18 protein-coding genes, 1 pseudogene and 1 other annotated feature are annotated in these 19631 nt (G+C 40.7%); of the genes and pseudogenes, 16 read left to right on the forward strand and 3 right to left on the reverse strand.

All coding sequences use genetic code 11. The features are described 5' to 3' along the window. Positions 1–207 precede the first annotated feature (207 nt). The 6 genes and pseudogenes from VJ09_RS14190 (at position 208) to VJ09_RS14220 (ending at position 7845) form a co-directional block, all read left to right on the forward strand. Complete coding sequence (locus VJ09_RS14190; protein WP_044642307.1) at positions 208–2157, forward strand: BglG family transcription antiterminator; 1950 nt, start codon at positions 208–210, stop codon at positions 2155–2157. A 44-nt stretch (positions 2158–2201) separates the two neighbouring features. Further along, positions 2202–4068, forward strand: a pseudogene (locus tag VJ09_RS14195) (fructose-specific PTS transporter subunit EIIC). A 202-nt stretch (positions 4069–4270) separates the two neighbouring features. Next, positions 4271–4999, forward strand: a complete 729-nt coding sequence (locus tag VJ09_RS14205; RefSeq protein ID WP_044642310.1) for a ZIP family metal transporter — start codon at positions 4271–4273, stop codon at positions 4997–4999. Between the two features lie 437 nt (positions 5000–5436). Beyond that, complete coding sequence (locus VJ09_RS14210) at positions 5437–6546, forward strand: M24 family metallopeptidase (protein ID WP_044642311.1); 1110 nt, start codon at positions 5437–5439, stop codon at positions 6544–6546. A gap of 159 nt (positions 6547–6705) precedes the next feature. Beyond that, entirely contained in the window at positions 6706–7104 is a 399-nt protein-coding gene (locus VJ09_RS14215; protein ID WP_230199159.1) for an NADAR family protein, read from the forward strand. Positions 7105–7233: 129 nt separating this feature from the next. Beyond that, entirely contained in the window at positions 7234–7845 is a 612-nt protein-coding gene (locus VJ09_RS14220) for a DedA family protein (RefSeq protein ID WP_044642312.1), read from the forward strand. Between the two features lie 496 nt (positions 7846–8341). On the opposite strand, the gene VJ09_RS14225 is transcribed toward VJ09_RS14220, so the two are convergent. Next, positions 8342–8908, reverse strand: coding sequence for a DUF4352 domain-containing protein (locus tag VJ09_RS14225; RefSeq protein ID WP_044642313.1), 567 nt, complete (start codon positions 8906–8908; stop codon positions 8342–8344). A gap of 211 nt (positions 8909–9119) precedes the next feature. Here VJ09_RS14225 and VJ09_RS14230 point away from each other — a divergent pair, with 211 nt between their 5' ends. The 6 genes from VJ09_RS14230 to rsfS all read left to right on the forward strand — a co-directional run bounded on the left by VJ09_RS14230 (position 9120) and on the right by rsfS (position 13292). Continuing rightward, positions 9120–9626 (forward strand): YqeG family HAD IIIA-type phosphatase, encoded by a 507-nt coding sequence (locus tag VJ09_RS14230; RefSeq protein WP_082050645.1) that lies wholly within the window; start codon positions 9120–9122, stop codon positions 9624–9626. Continuing rightward, positions 9611–10714 carry a ribosome biogenesis GTPase YqeH gene (yqeH, locus tag VJ09_RS14235; RefSeq protein WP_044642315.1) on the forward strand — a complete coding sequence of 368 codons (1104 nt, stop codon included), beginning with the start codon at positions 9611–9613 and terminating at the stop codon, positions 10712–10714. Before VJ09_RS14230 ends, yqeH begins: the two co-directional genes overlap by 16 nt. A gap of 125 nt (positions 10715–10839) precedes the next feature. Continuing rightward, complete coding sequence (gene aroE, locus VJ09_RS14240) at positions 10840–11733, forward strand: shikimate dehydrogenase (protein WP_052807421.1); 894 nt, start codon at positions 10840–10842, stop codon at positions 11731–11733. Next, positions 11733–12320 (forward strand): nicotinate-nucleotide adenylyltransferase, encoded by a 588-nt coding sequence (locus tag VJ09_RS14245; RefSeq protein ID WP_044642316.1) that lies wholly within the window; start codon positions 11733–11735, stop codon positions 12318–12320. The genes aroE and VJ09_RS14245 overlap by 1 nt, the downstream gene beginning before the upstream one ends. After that, a complete protein-coding gene (gene yqeK / locus VJ09_RS14250) occupies positions 12307–12888 on the forward strand; it encodes a bis(5'-nucleosyl)-tetraphosphatase (symmetrical) YqeK (protein WP_044642317.1) in 582 nt (193 codons plus the stop codon). Before VJ09_RS14245 ends, yqeK begins: the two co-directional genes overlap by 14 nt. Positions 12889–12950: 62 nt before the next feature. Further along, positions 12951–13292, forward strand: a complete 342-nt coding sequence (gene rsfS / locus VJ09_RS14255; RefSeq protein ID WP_044642318.1) for a ribosome silencing factor — start codon at positions 12951–12953, stop codon at positions 13290–13292. Between the two features lie 142 nt (positions 13293–13434). Here rsfS and VJ09_RS14260 read toward each other — a convergent pair whose 3' ends face one another. Next, complete coding sequence (locus VJ09_RS14260; RefSeq protein WP_044642319.1) at positions 13435–14430, reverse strand: C40 family peptidase; 996 nt, start codon at positions 14428–14430, stop codon at positions 13435–13437. A gap of 229 nt (positions 14431–14659) precedes the next feature. Between VJ09_RS14260 and VJ09_RS14265 the strand changes: the two genes are divergently transcribed. Together VJ09_RS14265 and leuS are read left to right on the forward strand one after the other, a co-directional pair. Beyond that, positions 14660–15691: an aromatic acid exporter family protein gene (locus VJ09_RS14265; protein ID WP_052807422.1), complete on the forward strand. Its 1032-nt coding sequence runs from the start codon at positions 14660–14662 to the stop codon at positions 15689–15691. Positions 15692–15955: 264 nt separating this feature from the next. Then, positions 15956–16202 (forward strand) — a binding site (T-box leader). Between the two features lie 101 nt (positions 16203–16303). Beyond that, a complete protein-coding gene (leuS, locus tag VJ09_RS14275; RefSeq protein ID WP_044642321.1) occupies positions 16304–18766 on the forward strand; it encodes a leucine--tRNA ligase in 2463 nt (820 codons plus the stop codon). A gap of 1 nt (position 18767) precedes the next feature. On the opposite strand, the gene VJ09_RS14280 is transcribed toward leuS, so the two are convergent. After that, positions 18768–19001: a hypothetical protein gene (locus tag VJ09_RS14280; protein ID WP_147635518.1), complete on the reverse strand. Its 234-nt coding sequence runs from the start codon at positions 18999–19001 to the stop codon at positions 18768–18770. Positions 19002–19040: 39 nt separating this feature from the next. Between VJ09_RS14280 and VJ09_RS14285 the strand changes: the two genes are divergently transcribed. Together VJ09_RS14285 and VJ09_RS18590 are read left to right on the forward strand one after the other, a co-directional pair. Beyond that, complete coding sequence (locus VJ09_RS14285; RefSeq protein ID WP_044642323.1) at positions 19041–19268, forward strand: hypothetical protein; 228 nt, start codon at positions 19041–19043, stop codon at positions 19266–19268. Positions 19269–19407: 139 nt separating this feature from the next. Then, the gene (locus tag VJ09_RS18590) at positions 19408–19578 is read left to right on the forward strand and encodes a hypothetical protein (protein ID WP_154662374.1); all 171 of its coding nucleotides are present in this window, start codon (positions 19408–19410) and stop codon (positions 19576–19578) included. Positions 19579–19631: the final 53 nt, after the last annotated feature.

Here is a 19631-nt window from a genome sequence, read left to right on the forward strand (position 1 = left end):
CCTAAAGGACATTGACTATTAGATCTGGTCAGAGGCCTATTTTTAATCCACTATCATATCAGTTTCTCCCTTCGCTTTCCTTATTTTCTTAGCATTATCACAAGTACTTCCGCAACTTCCGGTACTATTTTTCAACCTTTTTCCAATATGGGACATGCTAATCTTATATCAGAAAGCGCTTCCATCAACTTTCAAGTGGTGAGTACTTTGCTAGACGACCGAAAGACTCAAATACTTCTCTCTCTAATCAAAACGGATCATGTCTTATCCGTTCAAGATTGGGTGGAGGAACATCAAGTATCAGACAAAACTATTCGCAAAGACTTACAAGTGATCTCCGACTGGTTAACCAAATCTGGATATTTACTAAAAGTAATTCGACGGCCTGGAATTGGAGTCTACTTGGAAGGAGACGATTTCGAGAAAAAATTAGCATTACAACAGATAAAACAAGGTTCTCCGCCTCTTTCTCCATACGATACAGAGGAAAGACGAAATCGAATATATCTCTTTTTATTACAGGCAGAAAAACCAGTGACAACAGAGCAACTCGCAATTAACTTCTATGTGAGTAAGTCGTCTTTGTATACGGATTTAACGGAGGTAGAACAACGGGCTAGGAAAGATGGCCTTTCTCTTATTCGTAGGCCCAACTATGGAGTAGAGATTCAAGGTTTGGAGCGGAGACGGCGTTGCGCCATTCAACTAGTGGTGGAAAGGCTTATACAGGGTCCTTGGAAATTGAATCTAGAAGGTCTGTTTCCTTCTGTACCATTTTCCTTGATTAAAGGTCTATTACGGATTGCAGAAAAAGAACATATCTATTCTCTCTCAGAGGAATCATTTCAAAGAATCATCATTCATATCGTAGTCATGCTACGCAGAGTGAAACTGAAACAAATAGTTCAGATGGATGAGCAAGAAATGATAGATCTAGAAAAGGGACCTGAAGCCAAGATTGTCCAAGAATTGGTACAGAAATTAGAGCATGATTTCGCGCTTCGGATACCAAGAGAAGAGCGAGCTTATCTGACTATCTATTTTGCTGGAGCAAAATTAAGGAACCTTAATCCGCATAGCACCACTTCAGAAGTTACTTTCGTCGAACCAGCACCAGAAGCGATGAAACAAGCAAAACTTTTGATTCAACGAGTAGCCAACTACTTGGAAGTTCCAATACAAGATGATCAGACACTCCAATATTCGTTGGCATTGCATCTTTATTCGGCTATCAATCGACTGCGACATGAAGTGATCTTTCCTAACCCCTTGCTTCAGCAGATCAAAGAAACGTATCGAGTGATGTTTGAAACAATTCTTGCGGTTCTCCCAAACTATGAACAAGAACTTGGGGTGTCGTTTACAGAAGATGAAGTTGGTTATTTAACGTTACATTTTCAAGCGGCATTGGAACGAATGGAGAATAAGGAAGACCAATACAGTGCTCTATTGGTTTGTACGACTGGCATTGGAACACTTCAACTTCTCTCATCCAAAATTCAGAAACGCTTTCCTATGATTCAAATCGCGGATACGATTGCCAGCTATGAGCTAGAAGAGGCACTTGAACGGCATGAACCAGACATGATCATCAGTACGATTAAACTACCTCAGCTAACCAAAGTGCCACATATTGTGGTTAGTCCGATTTTAACCCAAGAGGAGCAAGACTTGGTACAAGCGTTGGTCTTCTCTTCTAGACAGAAGGCGAAACGATCATACCCAACTATAAGTTCTATGCTAGAGGCAGAGCGCATTTTTTTGGATGTGGATCTTCTGGATCAATCGTCCGTTATTCATTATTTATGGAAAGTGATGTATGACCAAGGCTATGTTACTTTTGACTATAAAGAAACTGCTTTGCATCGGGAAGAACTCTCTAGTACAGCTATTGGGAACCAAGTGGCGATCCCACATGGATCAGTCGAAGAGAGCTTACGTTCTGGAATTGCGCTAGTAAGATTAAAACAATCGATTCTATGGGGAACAGAAGAGGTTCGATTTGTTATCTTGTTTGCTTGCGAATCAGGAGAAAAACATCTAATGAAAGATTTTTTTCAGGAATTAGATCAATTGCTTGAAGATAAGCATCTCCTAAGTCAGATGTTATTAGCAGATAATGCGGAGGATTTTCTTGCGCTAATTCCAGATAAATAGATATTAAGACAATACAAGATATAGAAAAAGAGGAGAGAGAAACGATGAAGATTTTAGCGGTTACTGCTTGTCCTGCTGGAATTGCTCATACCTATATGGCAGCAGAGAAGTTAGAGCGTACTGCCAAAGAATTAGGGATCGAGGTCAAAGTGGAAACACAAGGCTCTATTGGTGCAGAGAATGTATTGACGGAAGAAGACGTGGCATCAGCGGATGGGATTATTTTGGCTGTAGATAAAGAAGTAGATAAATCACGTTTTATAGGAAAGCCTGTTTTGGAATGCAAAGTAGCAGATGCGATCAAAAAACCAACCGATTTGCTGAAGCGTTTTGAATCCCAAGAGGTGCCAGTATTAGGTGGTAAGAAGGAAACGGTTTCGAAAGAAGAAGTAACGAAATCAAAAGAAGATAAAGGGAAAGGACCGATCTACCGAGCATTAATGAATGGTGTTTCTTATATGATTCCCTTTGTCGTAATCGGTGGGCTACTCATCGCGATCTCTCTTGGGTTAGGCGGACAACCAACTCCGGAAGGTCTTGCCGTTCCAGAAGGTACATTCTGGTACTCCGTTCTGAAAGTAGGGGAAGCAGCCTTTACCTTTATGATTCCGATCATGGCAGGGTTCATTGCCGTAAGTATTGCCGACCGTCCAGGATTGGCACCTGGGATGATTGGCGGTTTTATCGCTGCAAATGGATCTTTTTACAATAGTGAAGCAGGTGCTGGATTTTTAGGTGGAATTGTAGCTGGATTTTTAGCAGGTTATATCGCGAAAGCAATCAAGTCTCTCAAAGTTCCAAAAGTGATCCAACCGATTATGCCGATTCTGGTTATTCCATTATTTACGTCATTAATCGTAGCAGCCATCTTTATTTATGTGCTTGGTACACCGATTGCAGGTTTGATGACTGGCTTAACAGACTTCTTGCAAGGTATGCAAGGTTCTAGCAAGATTCTCTTAGCTCTGATCTTGGGAGCGATGATCTCTTTTGATATGGGAGGACCAGTGAACAAAGTGGCTTTCCTATTTGGAGCAGCGATGATTGGTGCAGGTCAACCATTTATTATGGGGGCTCTTGCTGCTGCAATCTGTACTCCTCCGCTTGGAATGGGTCTGGCTACACTACTTGCAAAACATAAGTATCAAAAAGAAGAAAAAGAAGCTGGGAAAGCAGCACTGGCAATGGGTCTAGTCGGTATTACGGAAGGGGCGATTCCATTTGCCGCTGCTGATCCAATCCGAGTTATTCCTAGTATTATGGTCGGCTCCATGACGGCTTCTGTCATTGCGATGCTAAGTAATGTAACAGACAGTGTACCTCATGGTGGTCCAGTCGTTGCCTTGTTCCAAGCTGTCACTAATGTGCCTATGTTCTTCGTGGCAATTGTAGTAGGAACGGTTGTAACAGCACTTGTTGTCAATGCCTTAAAAAAACCAGTAGCGTAAGAGGTGGAAACAAATGAAGTTATCCAGTTTACTAACGGAGGATCTAATCACATTACATTTACAGAGCACAGATAAAGATGCGGCAATGAACGAACTTGCTCAGCTTTTAGATCAAGCAGGCGTTCTGTCTAGTGTAGATGGCTATTTGGAAGCATTGCATCAAAGGGAAAAGCAAGGCAGTACTGGAATTGGTTTTGGGATTGCAATTCCACACGGCAAATCCGATGCAGTAAAAGAACCAAGAGTGGCGTTTGGTCGTACTAGTGGAATTGATTGGGATAGTCTCGATGGAGAACCCGCTCAACTGATTTTTATGATAGCTGTACCTGCTGAGCAAGCAGGAGATGAGCATCTTCGAATCCTCCAAGCTCTGTCACGAAAATTGATTGATGATGAGTTTAGAGAAGCCTTGTTAGCTGCTGATTCTAAAGAGAAGGTAATACAATTGCTCCATGCAGTATAAATGATTTTTTAGGTGCGGTTCGTACAATCTGTTTAGAGAGATAAAAAAAGTTGCCTTAGAGCAAAAAGCCATCCATAATAATAAGGGTGGCTTTTTGCCATTTCATATTGTTTTTGTGACCCCTTTTAGAAAGGGAAAATATACTGGGGTATAGCGGATAACATAACGAAGTGAAATAGAATATAGGAGGGTGGAAACCACGATGGATGTTTTTTTAGGAAGCTTTATTTCTGCTTTTGCTACCGGACTGGGAGCTATCCCAATTCTCTATTTTAATCATCTACCTCATCGTGTACGTGATATTTTAATTGCCTTGACTGCTGGGATTATGGTAGCAGCTTCTACTTTTAGTCTCCTACCTGAAGCGCTTCAGTCTTCTAATATTTGGGTGGTATCTATAGGGGTCTTGATCGGAACCTTGTTGATGTTTTTCTTGGAATGGGCTATTCCTCATGTGGATTTGGAAAGAGGTCCCAGTTCTCTGCAAATTGACCCAAAAGCGCTCTTTATCATTGCAGCGATTACTTTGCATAACGTACCAGAGGGTTTGTCTGTAGGGGTTAGTTATGCTGGGGATAATGGATCCTCCTTAGGTGTTCTAGTCTCGATCGCAATTGGACTTCAAAACATGCCAGAAGGATTTTTAGTTGCATTGTACTTGGTAAATCAAAACATATCTCGTTGGAAAGCACTTGGATTAGCTACTATGACAGGTGCAATCGAACTAATAGCTGCTTTGGGAGGATATTTTTTGACCAATTGGTTTGATCAGCTTGTCCCATATGGTCTTTCCTTTGCTGCAGGTGCGATGCTTTATATTGTCTATAAAGAATTGATTCCAGAAAGCCATGGACATGGTTATGAACGTCCAGCAACTTTCGCCTTTATTATGGGCTTACTTTTGATGATTTTTTTAACTAAATCGATCTAATGGTGATTGTGATAGAAAATGAACGGGGATGTTATGAGTAAGGTAGTGATACACTGCTTACCCTAATCTCTAACGAAGTTGTGGTATATTCAATGTATGCATAATAAAATAGCCGACCTCTACAGGGAGTTCTCTAATAGGAGATCACCAAGTGAGATCGGCGTGGGGTACCGTGAAACTTTGCAACGCCATCATGTTCACCTCAGGAATGGATTAGATTCGAGAAGATTTCTTTTGGTCTTGCAAGCAACTCGCACAAACTAGAAGGTTCCGGAAAACGCCATTGACATGAGAGCGAGTCTCGTGAGTTGCAGTGCGTTTACTACAATTCTCACAACGGTATTCAGTATGTTTCATAAGATTCACCTCGCTTCTAAAACTATATTATATCATAATGAATGCAGATTACAAGAATTCATTTAAAAGGAGCTTCTTTTATGGAACAACGTATGAATCAATTAGCAAAACGACTTCAGATGGAAGGTGTGGACTTTGCTTTTCTCACCTCACCGTACAGTATTTTTTATTATACCAATTACTATACCGATCCCCACGAACGACTGGTTGCTCTCTACCTTCATCAGAACGGCACCAAAGTTTTGATCTGTCCTGCGATGGAGGTAGAACAAGTTCGTAGTGTAGGCTGGGAAGAAGCTATTCTTGCCTATGATGATGTACAAAATCCTTGGAAAATGTTTCAAGAATCTTACATAACACCGTTATCAAGCCACACCCTAAAAATTGCGGTGGAGAAAGAACATCTTACGTTTGCTCGTTTGGAACAGTTACAAGAATTTTTAGCAGATGCGACATTTGTAGGTGCAGAACCTGCTGTTCTAGCGCAACGACTCGTAAAAGATGAGATCGAAGTGCAAAAGATGCGAGAAGCAGCACGGATGGCAGATTATGCAATTGAAGAAGCGATTAAGATGCTGAAAACCGGGATTACCGAGTTAGAAATGGTCGCAAAGATTGAGATGTTAATGAAGATGCAAGGAGCAGAACAGATGTCCTTTCCGACGACAGTGCTCTTTGGAGAGAAGTCTGCCATGCCTCATGGCAAACCAGGTAAACGAAAGTTGCAAGAGGGAGATATCGTCTTATTCGATCTTGGGGTTGTTCTAAACGGCTACTGTTCGGATATTACTCGTACTGTAGCGTATGGTTCGATTACCGACAAACAAAAAGAAATTTATCTAACAGTACTAGAAGGCCAGTTGGCTGCATTAGAGGTAAGTCGCCCTGGAACTGTTATGCGTGAGGTTGATTTAGCAGCTCGTAGTGTTATTACAAACGCTGGTTATGGCGACTACTTTATGCATCGTGTAGGACATGGACTCGGTATTGATGTGCATGAGGCTCCTTCGCTTCATTCGGAAAATACAGATCTTCTAGTCCAAGGGATGACCTTTACGATCGAACCTGGTATTTACATTCCAAACGTTGGGGGAGTTCGTATTGAAGATGATGTCTTGATTACTCAGAATGGGTATGAGACTTTAACCAAATATCCAAAAGAGCTACAAGTTATTCCTGTTTCTCGCTAGCCATTTTAACCTCCTTTCGCTATAGCATACACTTAAGGTGCTTTGATACGAAAGGGGGTTTATTCTGAAAAATTTCTCATTTTACTGAATTGTTTAGTTTAGAAGAATGTTATTCTAGAACGAGTTGAATTTTTGTATGTACTATGAAAGGGGAATAAAATGCCGATTTTCTTTTATCGTGTGAATGAAGATTATGGTTGTTTCTCCAATTTTGCAGCATATCCAATAGAGTTAGATAAACTTAAATGGCCTACGACGGAACATTATTTTCAAGCTCAAAAGTTTATCAGAACTGCGCCAGAGCATGCGATGCGAATTCAATCAACTTCATCTCCTATGGAAGCTGCCAACATGGGTAGATCAAGGGACTATCCAATGCGCTCCGACTGGGAGGATGTAAAAGTAAGCATCATGAAAAAAGCAGTTCGAGTTAAGTTTCAAACGTATCCAGAACTACAGCAGATTCTTTTAGCTACAGGTGATGAAGAAATCTTGGAGAAAACGAACGTAGACCATTTCTGGGGGATTGGAAGTCGGGTAATGGTCAGAATATGTTAGGAAAGATTCTAATGGAAATAAGAAAGGAAATTCGAAATTAGAATATATATGTTATACTACATACGGATTAAAACCTTTTTGTTTAAAATAAATTGATGTTTAATTATATTTTTTGCAGGAGTGGACCCTATGCTGCAATATGCCATTGACTTTCTGCAGGAGTATGGAATTTGGGGACTATTTCTTGCGACAGCAATAGAAGCCTCCTCGCTTCCTTTTCCCGGAGCTTTTTTTATGCTCTTTTTTGGATTAGTCGTCCAAGGGAGTGCCTGGCAGATGATATTGATCTCATTAATCAACAGCCTGATATTTACACTATTTAGCTTGATCCCTTTTTGGATTGGAACGAAGATTCAAAACTTCTCTCGGAAAAAGATAGATCCTAGTAAGGTAGAAAAGGCACAGAAGTGGTTCCAGAAATATGGGGTGTGGAGTATTGCGCTTTCTCGACCTCTCAGTATTGGGAACTACATCTCTTATATTGCGGGACTTTCTAATATTCCAATGAGACGCTATGCCTTATTTACCTTTATTGGAACCTTTCCATGGAGTACCATTCTACTATTTGTAGGAAGGACGGGGAGTGTAGAGAGTCTCAAGCTGTTCTTAGCAAAATTACAGCAATTTGGTTGGTACGTAGTAGCAGTTGGCGTAGCGGTAGCTGCAGTTTGGGGCTTTATTGCATGGCGGAGAGCAAAGAAGAAAAAAGAGAAAGTCTCGATACAACATGAAAATGCATAACGATTGGTTTTGATGACTTCTGTATAAAGATCGGGAGTCGTCTTTTATTTTATAAGTAACTTTTTAAATGCCCTATTAACGCTATAAAAACCGTAGATAATTTCTCTACGGTTTCCATCATCACCAACCTGTACGTGGTCTGTTTTGCAATGTATCAATTGTTTTGTGTTATGTCAGATATTAGGGATTTGATCAGGGGCATTTTGTCTAAACGCTCCATTAGGGGTTTGATTTGTTGTAATGTTTGGATAGAATTAGCTAACTCACGACCGCAAGAGTTTAACTCTGAGTCAATCTTGTCACAGACTCGGTGAATTTTAGATTGCGTAATATTATCGATTTTCCATTAAAATTTTGTCTATTTCATTAATCTGTTTTGCTTACAAAAAATGACATATTGCAATCCCTTTTATTTGCTTTTCAATCTTCTTCCCTATCTTATCATAATGGATTTAAAAATCTTTGAATAAATAAACCACCTTAAATTAGGGTCTTATTATGGCGTTAGTTGAATATGGATTTGAGATTCGGTAGTCTCCTTTTCTCCGTCCGTTCCTTGGAAACGATAATTTGCAAGTGATTGATTGGGTACGTCGAAAACGAGGTAACCAATTCTGGTTCCGTGAGCGCTGATTCCTTGTGAAAGCAATTCTACATGTTCCTCGCTATCTTCTTTTACCCAATTATCTGCAATTCGATCAGGGAGATATTGTTTGCTGTTTAGATCGATCAAACTCATTTGATCAGTTGATAGTCGGATGCTTTCATTAGATCGATTATGAACTTTTACTTTTAATACTAGAAAGGTTCCGTTTTTGGGAGTGAGTAATTTGCTCTTGTTTTTCTCATCGAAATCGCTTTGTATGGATGTCTCTTGTCGAATATTTAGAAGTTCGTACTCTATTTCTCCTGCTATTTGGGGATCTCCAAGCGTAGCCTCTTTCGTCTCGTTTTTATTTAGAAATGTGTTTGGTTCGTTTGGATCACTTACAGCATTAGAGGAAGCTTGGCAAGCAGTTAGGAACATTAGAGATAATAAGAAGATGATCAAGTAAATTCGCATAAAATAGTTCCCTCCTGCACGTATTGTAACGCAATTATTTTGCTTAGGGCACATCATTTTTTTGATTCGAGAATGGAGTTTCGTTCCTTTGTCAATCCTCAGAAAGAATGGTATATTTATTGCCAAATGAAGGTCGAGTGATAGCATATCATATTGTGAGATCTCGATCTCAAGATCGACGGAAAATGAGGTGGACTTTTTGTTTCGTGCGATGGTTCCTGATCAATACTTGCCATCCATCTATGCAATCGATTTCCGTGAATTACGGCAGAGAGGAATTACCTCTTTGATCGTCGATTTAGATAATACATTGGTGGAAGCGACGAGAGCAGATGCGACGCCCCGTTTGATAGAATGGCTGGATTCCATAAAGCAGCAAGGTTTTCGTGTAATGATCGTTTCTAATAACAATCAAACAAGAGTCTCTAAATTTGCTATACCACTACAGATTCCGTTTATTCATGCTGCAAGAAAACCACTAAATCGTGCTTTCAAACGTGCTTTAAAAGAACTTGGTTCTCAAAAAGAAGAGACAGTCGTTGTAGGTGATCAGTTGCTGACGGATGTGTTCGGTGGTAACAGAATGGGCTTTCACACTATTTTAGTGGTACCTGTCTCCAAAATGGAAGGCTTTTTTACCAAGATCAATCGACGTTTGGAACGTGCTATTTTTCACTGGATGAAGAAAAGAGGATATTTGAATTGGAAAGAGAACTAACTGATGTTCATTGCCAAGGATGCGGTGCCATCCTTCAGTCTGATAATCCAAAACAAGTTGGCTACGTTCCTGCTAAAGCGAAAAAGCAGATTTCGTGTCAGCGTTGTTTTCGAATTAGACATTATAATGATATTGCGCCCGTTACACAAGATCAGGATGAATATTTGCGTATTCTGCAAGGGATTGCGAAGACAGATAGTCTGGTCGTACAAGTAATCGATTTATTCGACTTAGAAGGTAGTTGGATTCCAGGTATTCATCGTCATATCGGACAAAACCAGCTACTACTACTTGCTAATAAATTTGATGTCTTTCCTAAAAGCGTCAAATGGGGTCGAATGAAAGACTGGGTACGTGAATATGCCAAAGATCGTGGGATATCTCCAGTAGACGTAATTCCGATCAGTGCTACGAAAGGGGAACGGATTGCGGAAGCAGTAGAGGCAATTGAACATCACCGACGTGGACGTGATGTTTATATAGTAGGTGCTAGCAATGTTGGGAAGTCTACGTTCTTAAACCGTCTGATTCGGGACTTTAGTGACTTAGAAGAGGAGATTACTACTTCACCTTATCCAGGAACTACTTTGGATGCGATTCAGATTCCACTCGATGATGGAGAATCGATTTACGACACTCCTGGAATTATGCTAAACAATCGGATGACGGAGCAAGTTCATCCAAAAGATCTGCCTAGTATATTGCCAACTGCACCAATCAACTCTCATGTTTATCAATTACAACAAGAACAAACGCTCTTTTTTGGAGGTTTGGCACGTTTTGACTTCTTGGAGGGTGAGAAGCAACCTTTTATTACCTATATGGCGAACCAGCTCTACATACATCGAACGAAGTTAGAAAAGGCAGATTTACTCTATCAGGAACAAAAAGGTAAATTGCTAGTCCCCCCAACAGAAGAAGGAGCTCTCCGTCCTTGGAAAGAGCATAATTTCACGATTGGTGGCAAAGGAAAACAAGATTTGGTCATTTCGGGTCTTGGTTGGATTCGTCTAAGAGGGGACCGTGCACGAGTTCGCCTTTATGCACCAGAAGGAGTGCAAGTATTGTTGCGCCCTGCTATTGTGTAACACGAAGTGAGAAAGTGGATTTAGGGAGTTATTATGTTATTGTAACAAAACGAGTCTGATTAAAGATTTTCACAATGTGTAGCTTGGAAACGGAGAAAATATTGATCTAGGGAGTGACTTTGTCATTGCAACGGAACGAGTCTGATCAAGGTTTTCGAAGTGTGAAAGACATGACTCATCGTCGCTTTGCTTTGTTAGGTTATCCAGTAGCACACTCAAAATCTCCTAAGATGATGGCTGCTGCATTTCATGAGATGGGACTTAGAGCCACCTATGAGGCGATATCCTGTTCCCCTGAAAATCTGGGTTTGACATTAGATACATTAAAACAACGTGGCTATACTGGACTCAATATTACCATTCCGCACAAACAAGCAATATTTGCTTATCTTGATTGGGTTGATGAAACAGCAAGATCCATTGGAGCTGTTAATACAGTCGTACTACGTGATGGAGAGTGGCATGGATACAATACAGATGCTCTAGGTTATATCCGTTCGCTATCGGAAGAGGTATCACTAAAGCTTCCAGGGATGAAAGTAGTGATATGGGGTGCTGGAGGAGCAGCACGTGCAGTCGGACATGGACTGTTGCTGGAAGGTGTTGGGGAGCTAAGTTTGGTGAACCGAACACCACAAAAGGCAAGGGAGTTGGCGAACGATCTCTCAAAGCTAAGATTAGGGAACGTACAAGCTGTTTCTATGGAGTCAGCTGAGCAAGATGTACGTACTGCAAATTTGATTGTACAGACGACTCCAATCGGGATGACTGGCTACCCTGCCGTGTCGCCAATCCCGTCTGATTGGGTGCGAATGGGACAAGTGGTCAGTGACCTTATTTACACTCCGCTGAAGACTACATTGATGCGAGCTGCGCATGAGCGTGGGGCAACTGTACATGGAGGAGCAGGTATGTTAGTCCATCAAGGAGCGATGGCTTTGGAGCTCTGGACAGGACAGTCAGCTCCGATCAAGGCCATGCGACAGGCATTAATAGCAGCACTAAACGAGGCGAAATGATGAAAATAGGCATAATGGGTGGGACCTTTGATCCAATACACTGTGGGCATCTCCTAATGGCAGAACAAGCTCGAGAGGAGATGAAACTGGATCAGGTCTGGTTTGTTCCTGCTGGGAGTCCACCACACAAACAAACCAAAAAAATTACTGATTCTCTTCATCGTACTAGGATGGTTCAACGAGCAGTGGCAGACCAAATAGATTTTCGTGTTTCTACTTGGGAGATCGAGCAAGCAGGTCCATCTTATACCATTACCACCATGAAAAACTTTTGTATGCAGTACCCAGAGTCTGATTTTTTCCTAATTCTTGGTGCGGATATGGTGAATAGCCTACCAAGTTGGTATCAAATAGCAGAACTACTTCAACTAGTTCAAGTGATTGCTTTGGGGAGACCTGGTTACCCAGTAGAAAAGCTCCCTGATTGGATACAAGGGCGTGTTCATTGGGTTCCAGACTCGATTGAAATACAACTAGCCTCTACACAAATTCGTCAGCGGCTAGAGACAGGGAGATCGGTTCGTTATCTCGTGCCAGATACGGTCCTAGCTTACATAGAGGAGAATCGGTTATATGGAACTCACTGAAATTATTTCGGCTGTCCGCCAAGAACTACCAGAACGGCGTTTTGCCCATACACAGAGAGTTGTCGAGACTGCGCTTGAATTGGCGGAGATTTTCGGAGAAAACAGGGAAAAGATAAAGATAGCTGGATATCTACATGATTATTGTAAATTTTGGTCAGCGGACCGCTTAACTGAATGGATACGAAAACATCAATTGCCTTCTGAGCTACTTGACCATAACAAAGAACTATGGCATGGTCCAGTCGGTGCAGAAGTAGCCCGTAGTCAGTTTGGGGTGCAAGAGGATGATATATTAGATGCAATCCGATATCATACATCTGGCAGACCCAATATGGGTTTGTTGGAAAAAATTATTTTTCTTGCAGATTTTGTGGAACCAGGGCGTCAGTTTCCAGGTGTGGAACGAGCTAGAGAACTTGTGAAACAGGACTTGAATGAAGCGATGCTATATGTATTAGAGCATACTATTGTATTTTTGATTGAAAAAGGACAAAAAGTGTATCCTCAGACACTTTATGCTAGAAATGCATATTTAGAGGAGAATAAAACAAGTATTAAAAAAGGATAGAGTCCTATTTAACTGGATTTCTATTTTTTGATTTTGAATTACCCTAGGGAGGGGTCTCATACTTGAAACATTTAGATATTGCACAGCTTGCAGTCGCTGCTGCTGAAGACAAAAAGGCACAAAACATCACACTACTGAATCTACAAGGGTTGGCAGTCTTTGCCGATTATTTTGTTATCTGTCATGGGAACTCGCAAACACAAGTACAAGCGATAGCAGAAGGTATTCAAGAAAAGTGTAAAGAACAAAACATAACAGTTCGGGGTATAGAGGGAGTACGTGAAGGGCGTTGGGTTCTCATGGATCTAGGTGATGTGGTCGTCCATATTTTCCATCGGGATGAGCGTGACTTCTACGATCTAGAGCGGCTTTGGGGAGATGCAGAACAAATTCAGGTAAATTAAGAAAAAGATAGACCTCTTGTGTTGTGGGACAGAATCAAATCCCAACGCAAGAGGTTTTTTGTCCTTCAGAAAGAAAAGAAATATTTAACATAAGGAATGATACGCAACTTTCACACTTCTGAAAGAAGTACTGTATTTGCCTCTATGGAAGATAACGCTTGGCTCCTGCATATTCTTCGACATAACCCAGAGTGTCCATTGGAATGATTTCTACTGTTCTAGCAGTGTTTGGTGAGTGGATCATCATGCCATTTCCGATATAGATTCCAACATGGTGAACTCTTCCTTTTCCATTGTTGTAAGCAAAGAAGAGTAAATCACCTTTTTGTAAATCTTCCTTAGCAACTGAAATTCCTGATTTGGATTGTGGACTAGAGTCTCTGGGGATATTGATCCCATTTGCTTGGAAAACTGTTAACGTAAAACCAGAACAGTCAAAGCCAAAACCACTTGTTCCCGCCCATAAATAAGGGAGGCCCAAGAATTTTTTCGCTGTTTCGACAATATCTTCTCCTGTTGGTTGGGGAATATCTTTTACCGAATTATATTTTTTAGCATCCGATTTTTTTATCCATGCTTTTTGTCCATTCGGCATGAGCACGAGGTAGGCTGATGGTGTTTGTGTGATATAAGGAAGGCGCGTATTAAAACTGATCTCCATTTTTTGCTTACTTAAGGAAGCGTTTTCATAAAGCCGAGTTGTTGTAGAAGTTACCATGATAAAAGGAGAATTGTCCATCTTAGCAAATTTTTTGTTATACACAAGTTGATTCGCTGGCATCCAACCAGGATATCCTCTCTCATCCCGTGGTGTACCTTGTCCGTGGACAACCACTTTTACCCAGTCGCCTTTTCTTTCCAAAATGGTTACTTTATTTCCAAGAAGAGCTTGTGTTTCCAAATTACCCACTAACCACAGTTTTTCTTCATAAGTCATGGAAGTTGTCCATTTCCGTAGATCCACAGGATTGGTAAAGGACGTTTTATCAATATCACGTGTAAGATCAGGTTCTACCCAAAGCGTAGCAGCAGCCACATCAACATAAGCTGTTTCATTGTTCTCTTCTGCCAGACTAACAGGAACGATAGAAAGCATTATGAAAGTAAAAACTAGTAGAGAAACAGCAAATTTTTTCATCGTTTGAGATCCCTCCTTTTATCTATTCATTTTTATTTTAAACTATTTTAAGTTTCTAAAAAATAAGGTTTCTCAAATTATTCAATCATTTTGTTCATCTGGGTAAATTATATAAAAAATTTATAAATTTATATTTCCTACAAATGTTCACTTTATTTCAGAGCATTCTGTGTTAGGATCTGATTGTTCCTATTTTGAACGTGAAAAATTGAATATGAAGAGGTGGAATATGAAATGGAAAATTGGGTTCCGAACAATTAAAACGGCAATCGGAACCGGCTTAGCTGTGGCTTGCGCCCAATTACTAGATTTGCAATTTTATATTTCCGCAGGAGCGATTGCGATATTTTGTGTGCAGACATCAAGAAAAAAATCGTATCAAGCTGCTTGGGAAAGATTTTTGGCCTGTAGTATCGTATTGCTGATCTCAGCGGGACTTTTTTCTATCTTGGGATTTCATCCTTGGATACTCACTTTAGTTCTATTACTGGCGATCCCCATACTGGTCAACTTAAAGTTAAAAGAAAGTATAGTAATGAGTACCTTATTGATGTTTCACTTATATACAACAAAGGATATATCAACCACTTTTTTCTTAAATGAGTTATCCATTTTGTCGATTGGCATCCTCTTTGGCCTCTTCGTCAACCTTTACATGCCCCACTCCTACAAAAAACTTACCCATTTTCAAGAAAAAATTGAAAGTAACTTTAAGAAGATCCTACATGAGATGGCGGTCTATCTCCGTCGTGGAGAAAGTGATTGGAACGGTGCGGAAATCCTTGAGACCTTTGATTGGATTAAGCAGGCACAAGAAATATCCCTTAATTCACTGGAGAATAATCCAGAAGAAAAAGAGAAGTATTTTTATCGCTATTTTCAAATGCGGAGATGTCAATTTCATATTTTAGAATTGATGATTCCGATGGTAAGTCGTCTTCCTCAGACTGTTTCTCAAGGAAATCGAATTGCAGACTTTTTAGATTACATTGCGGATCATGTTCATCCAGGAAATACGGCAGATATTCGTTTAGAAGAATTAAACAGATTGATTGGGGAGTTTAAAGAACAGCCTTTACCAAAAGACCGAGAAGAATTTGAGACAAGAGCTACCCTTTTACAATTAGTATACGAAATAGAGCGCTACTTAATCAGCAAGAAGTACCTAGAGGGAAAAGAAGAGCCATCTCTCGAACTATTCTCCCGTAGGATAATGACAACGGAGGACATGTCAACTGCCACCTATTCCCTAAAGAAATAGGGGAATAGTTTTGGGAGCCTCTTGATTTATCCCCATTTTTTGAAGATAGTAATCAAAAGTCTCCTCTCGAACGTCCTCACCTCGCTCGATATTACGATCGATCATGCGGAAATATGGTAATCTTCTACTATTTCTTTTAGCCGATGCTCCTTTTTGTATGATATATTTGCGTAAACTAGTCATTGTTAGAAACAAGAAATACGGCAAGGAAGTTGACACCTTTCTATATTTTTGAATATAATGGGAAATATATATCCATTAGGAAGAAAAGCGATAGTGAAGAGTAGTAAAAAGCGAACTCATCTTAGAGAATTGGCGGTTGGTGTAAGCCAATATGAGAAACCTTTTGAACTCGCTTCATTTGCTCCAAAGGTGAACTAGATAAGTAGCCTTTGGCGATTGATCCTCGTTACTGGATTTTGAGTGAGTATCTTCTTTTGATAAGAGGGTGCTAATCAGGGTGGTACCGCGGGAAGCTTTGTAATGTTTATAACAGCCTCTCGTCCCTAGTAGTTTTGCTACTGGGGACGAGAGGCTTTTTGGTTTTCTAAAAGAACATACGCTACGATTTGGGATGTTTCACTATCGAATCGAGCTGAGAAAGAAGGATTTATGATGAGAGAATATGTACATCAAGAGATTGAAAGTAAGTGGCAAAAGGTTTGGGATGAGCAAAAACTATATCAGACTGATCAGGACCCAAAGAAGCCAAAGTATTATGCACTGGAACAGTTTCCATATCCATCTGGAGATGGTTTGCATATGGGACATGTGCGTGTTTATTCAATTGGCGATGTGGTAGCTCGTTTTCGCCGTATGAATGGATATCGGGTACTTCACCCTATGGGAGCAGACGCATTTGGTCTTCCCGCTGAAAATGCCGCTATCCAGCGTGGAGTGAATCCACGTGAATGGACAGTGAATAACATGAAAAAGATCCGTAAAGAACAGGCGCTATTAGGTACTTCCTATGATTGGGATCGCTATGTAGGTTCTTGTCTGCCAGATTATTATCAAATGAATCAGTGGCTCTTTTTGTTGTTCTATGAAAGAGGACTAGCATATCGTAAAAAAGCATCCGTTAACTGGTGCCCTAGTTGTGCAACAGTACTAGCTAATGAACAAGTAGAGGACGGAAAATGCTGGCGTTGTGATTCAGAAGTAACCAAAAAAGAATTAGAGCAGTGGTTTTTGCGAATTACGGACTATGCAGAACGTCTTTTGACTGGGCTAGATGAATTGCCAGGCTGGCCTGATCGAGTACGAGCAATGCAACGTAACTGGATCGGGAAAAGTGTAGGAGCACATGTAACATTCACTTTGCCAGAACATGAAGAAAAGATCACTGTCTTTACCACACGTCCTGATACCTTGTATGGAGTAAGCTACATGGTGGTTGCACCAGAGCATCCATTGGTACCACAACTGATCCAAGGCTACGAGAATCAACATGACATTGAGCAGTTTATTGAGGAGATGCGCAAACAGACGGAGATTGAACGTACCGCTACCGATGTAGAAAAAGTAGGTTACTTCACTGGTTCTTATGCAGTTCACCCATTGACAGGCGAACAAGTACCAATTTGGGTGGCCAACTATGTTTTGATGGATTATGGTACTGGTGCAGTCATGGGTGTTCCAGCCCATGATGAGCGCGACTTTGAATTTGCCAAGAAGTATGACTTGCCGATTCGTGTCGTCATTCAACCAGCAGCAGGGGAAGAGCTTGCCCTGCCACTTACCGCTGCGTATACCGAAGATGGACGAATAGTCAACTCTGGTAAATATGACGGAATGCCAAATCGCCAAGTGTTGCAACAAATTGCCGAAGATCTAGCCAAGGAGGGGTATGGAGGAGCTACTGTCAACTACCGTTTGCGTGACTGGTTGATTTCTCGTCAACGTTATTGGGGTACTCCTATTCCGATGATCTATTGCGATCATTGTGGCACAGTACCAGTTCCAAAAGAGCAACTGCCCGTTGTGTTGCCGGAAGATGTTGTTTTCGATGGCAAACGGAATCCGTTGACTACCTCTGAATCTTTCGTTCATACCGATTGCCCTTCTTGTGGGAGAACAGCTCGTCGTGAGACTGATACGATGGACACTTTTGTAGACTCTTCATGGTATTATTTGCGTTTTACGGATGCACACAACAGCGAGATACCTTTTACACCAGAGAAAGCAAATGACTGGATGCAAGTAGATGAATATATCGGAGGAATTGAGCATGCAGTCTTGCATTTGCTTTATTCTCGATTCTTCACCAAAGTACTTTATGATGCAGGTATGGTAAATGTAGAAGAGCCATTTGCAAGCCTTTTGACCCAAGGGATGGTACTCAAAGATGGAAGCAAAATGTCTAAATCCAAAGGAAATGTGGTAAGCCCATTAGAGATTATTGACCGATATGGTGCAGACACTGCCCGTCTCTTTATCCTGTTTGCGGCACCACCTGAGCGTGATTTGGACTGGAGCGATTCTGGTGTGGAAGGTAGTTATCGTTTCCTAAACCGGGTATGGCGCTTGGTTATGCAACATCAAGAACTATTTGGGAAAAAGCTTACTCCAGGCGAACTAAATAGTGAATCCAAAGAGCTTCGTCGACTCTTGCATCATACTATCCAGAAAGTGACCTATGAGATCGGCGAACGGAATCATTTTAACACAGCGGTAAGTTCGATCATGGAATTAGTCAATGGTATCAACCAAATGGGCGAACAAGCAGATCCAGCAATTGTTCAAGAAGCATTGGAATCTTTGGTAATCCTTCTGGCACCATTTGTACCTCATGTTACGGAAGAACTGTGGCATGAAATGGGGAAAGATGGTAGCATCCATCTGGTTCGTTGGCCAGAATATGATGCATCTGCTCTTGTTTTAGATGAAGTAGAGATTGTGGTTCAGGTCAATGGCAAAGTTCGAGAGAAGTTGATGATCTCGACAAGTGCTGATCGAAAAGCGATAGAAGAGCAAGCTCTGAGTAACAGCAAGGTCCAAGCGCAGCTAGAAGGGAAGACAGTTCGTAAAGTAATTGTGGTTCCAAATAAATTGGTAAACATCGTAGCAAATTAAATTATCCAAAAATCTCTAGCTCATTGATTAGTTGAGTTAGAGATTTTTTTGGAATATACATTTTCGAAATTCTCTTTTTTTGTATTTGGTAAACTGCTGTGATATACTCACTTTTGGGTATGAAAATACCTCCTCGATCAACTGCATAACCATCTGTACTACCTTTCCTCAATAGCTGTTGTAATTCAGTAGCTATTGAGGAGAGGTAGACAGTGGGACACGTAGCAATAGACACAGCAACCACGTCTCCTCCTTTATGAAAGGGGAGATACTCATGACAATCTATGAACATATTAACAAAATCGTAGCAGAACAGATAACACTTTTTCATCCAAGCAAAAATTCTAACAAAATCACAGCAGAAGAAGCTATTCGAGCTATATTAGGTGTCAAAAGTAAAAATCTAGCAAAGATATATCAAGTGGATAAAGCAGAAGTTGACACTCTTATCAATCGAGAATTACAGAAATATTTGCCGTACCGCAGTTGTAGAACAACTTAGGAGATTCGTCTCCCGAGTTGTTCTTTATTTTTCTGAAAGTGAAATTTTCATTTGTAGTCTTGCTGTCTATGAAGAGTAGTGGGATAAGTTCTTTTTTTTGGATCACACTATCCTTATCAGTACGAAAGGAGCTCGATCCATGACACAAGATCACGAACAACGTATCATATCGGAAACTGTACCAATCCACTCAGAAGGAGCAAGCAAAGAGCGTGATGAGGCGTTACATGCTAAAGGAACTCCTCTAGGAGAAGCAGTGCAAGTTAATAAAGAGAAAAAGGTTCAGGGAAGAAATTTTCCTGCTACATAGAATCAAAAAAGTTGCGAACCAATTAGGTTGGCAACTTTTTTTGATGAGAAGAA

The organism is Risungbinella massiliensis (assembly GCF_000942395.1).
Classification (GTDB): domain Bacteria; phylum Bacillota; class Bacilli; order Thermoactinomycetales; family Thermoactinomycetaceae; genus Risungbinella; species Risungbinella massiliensis.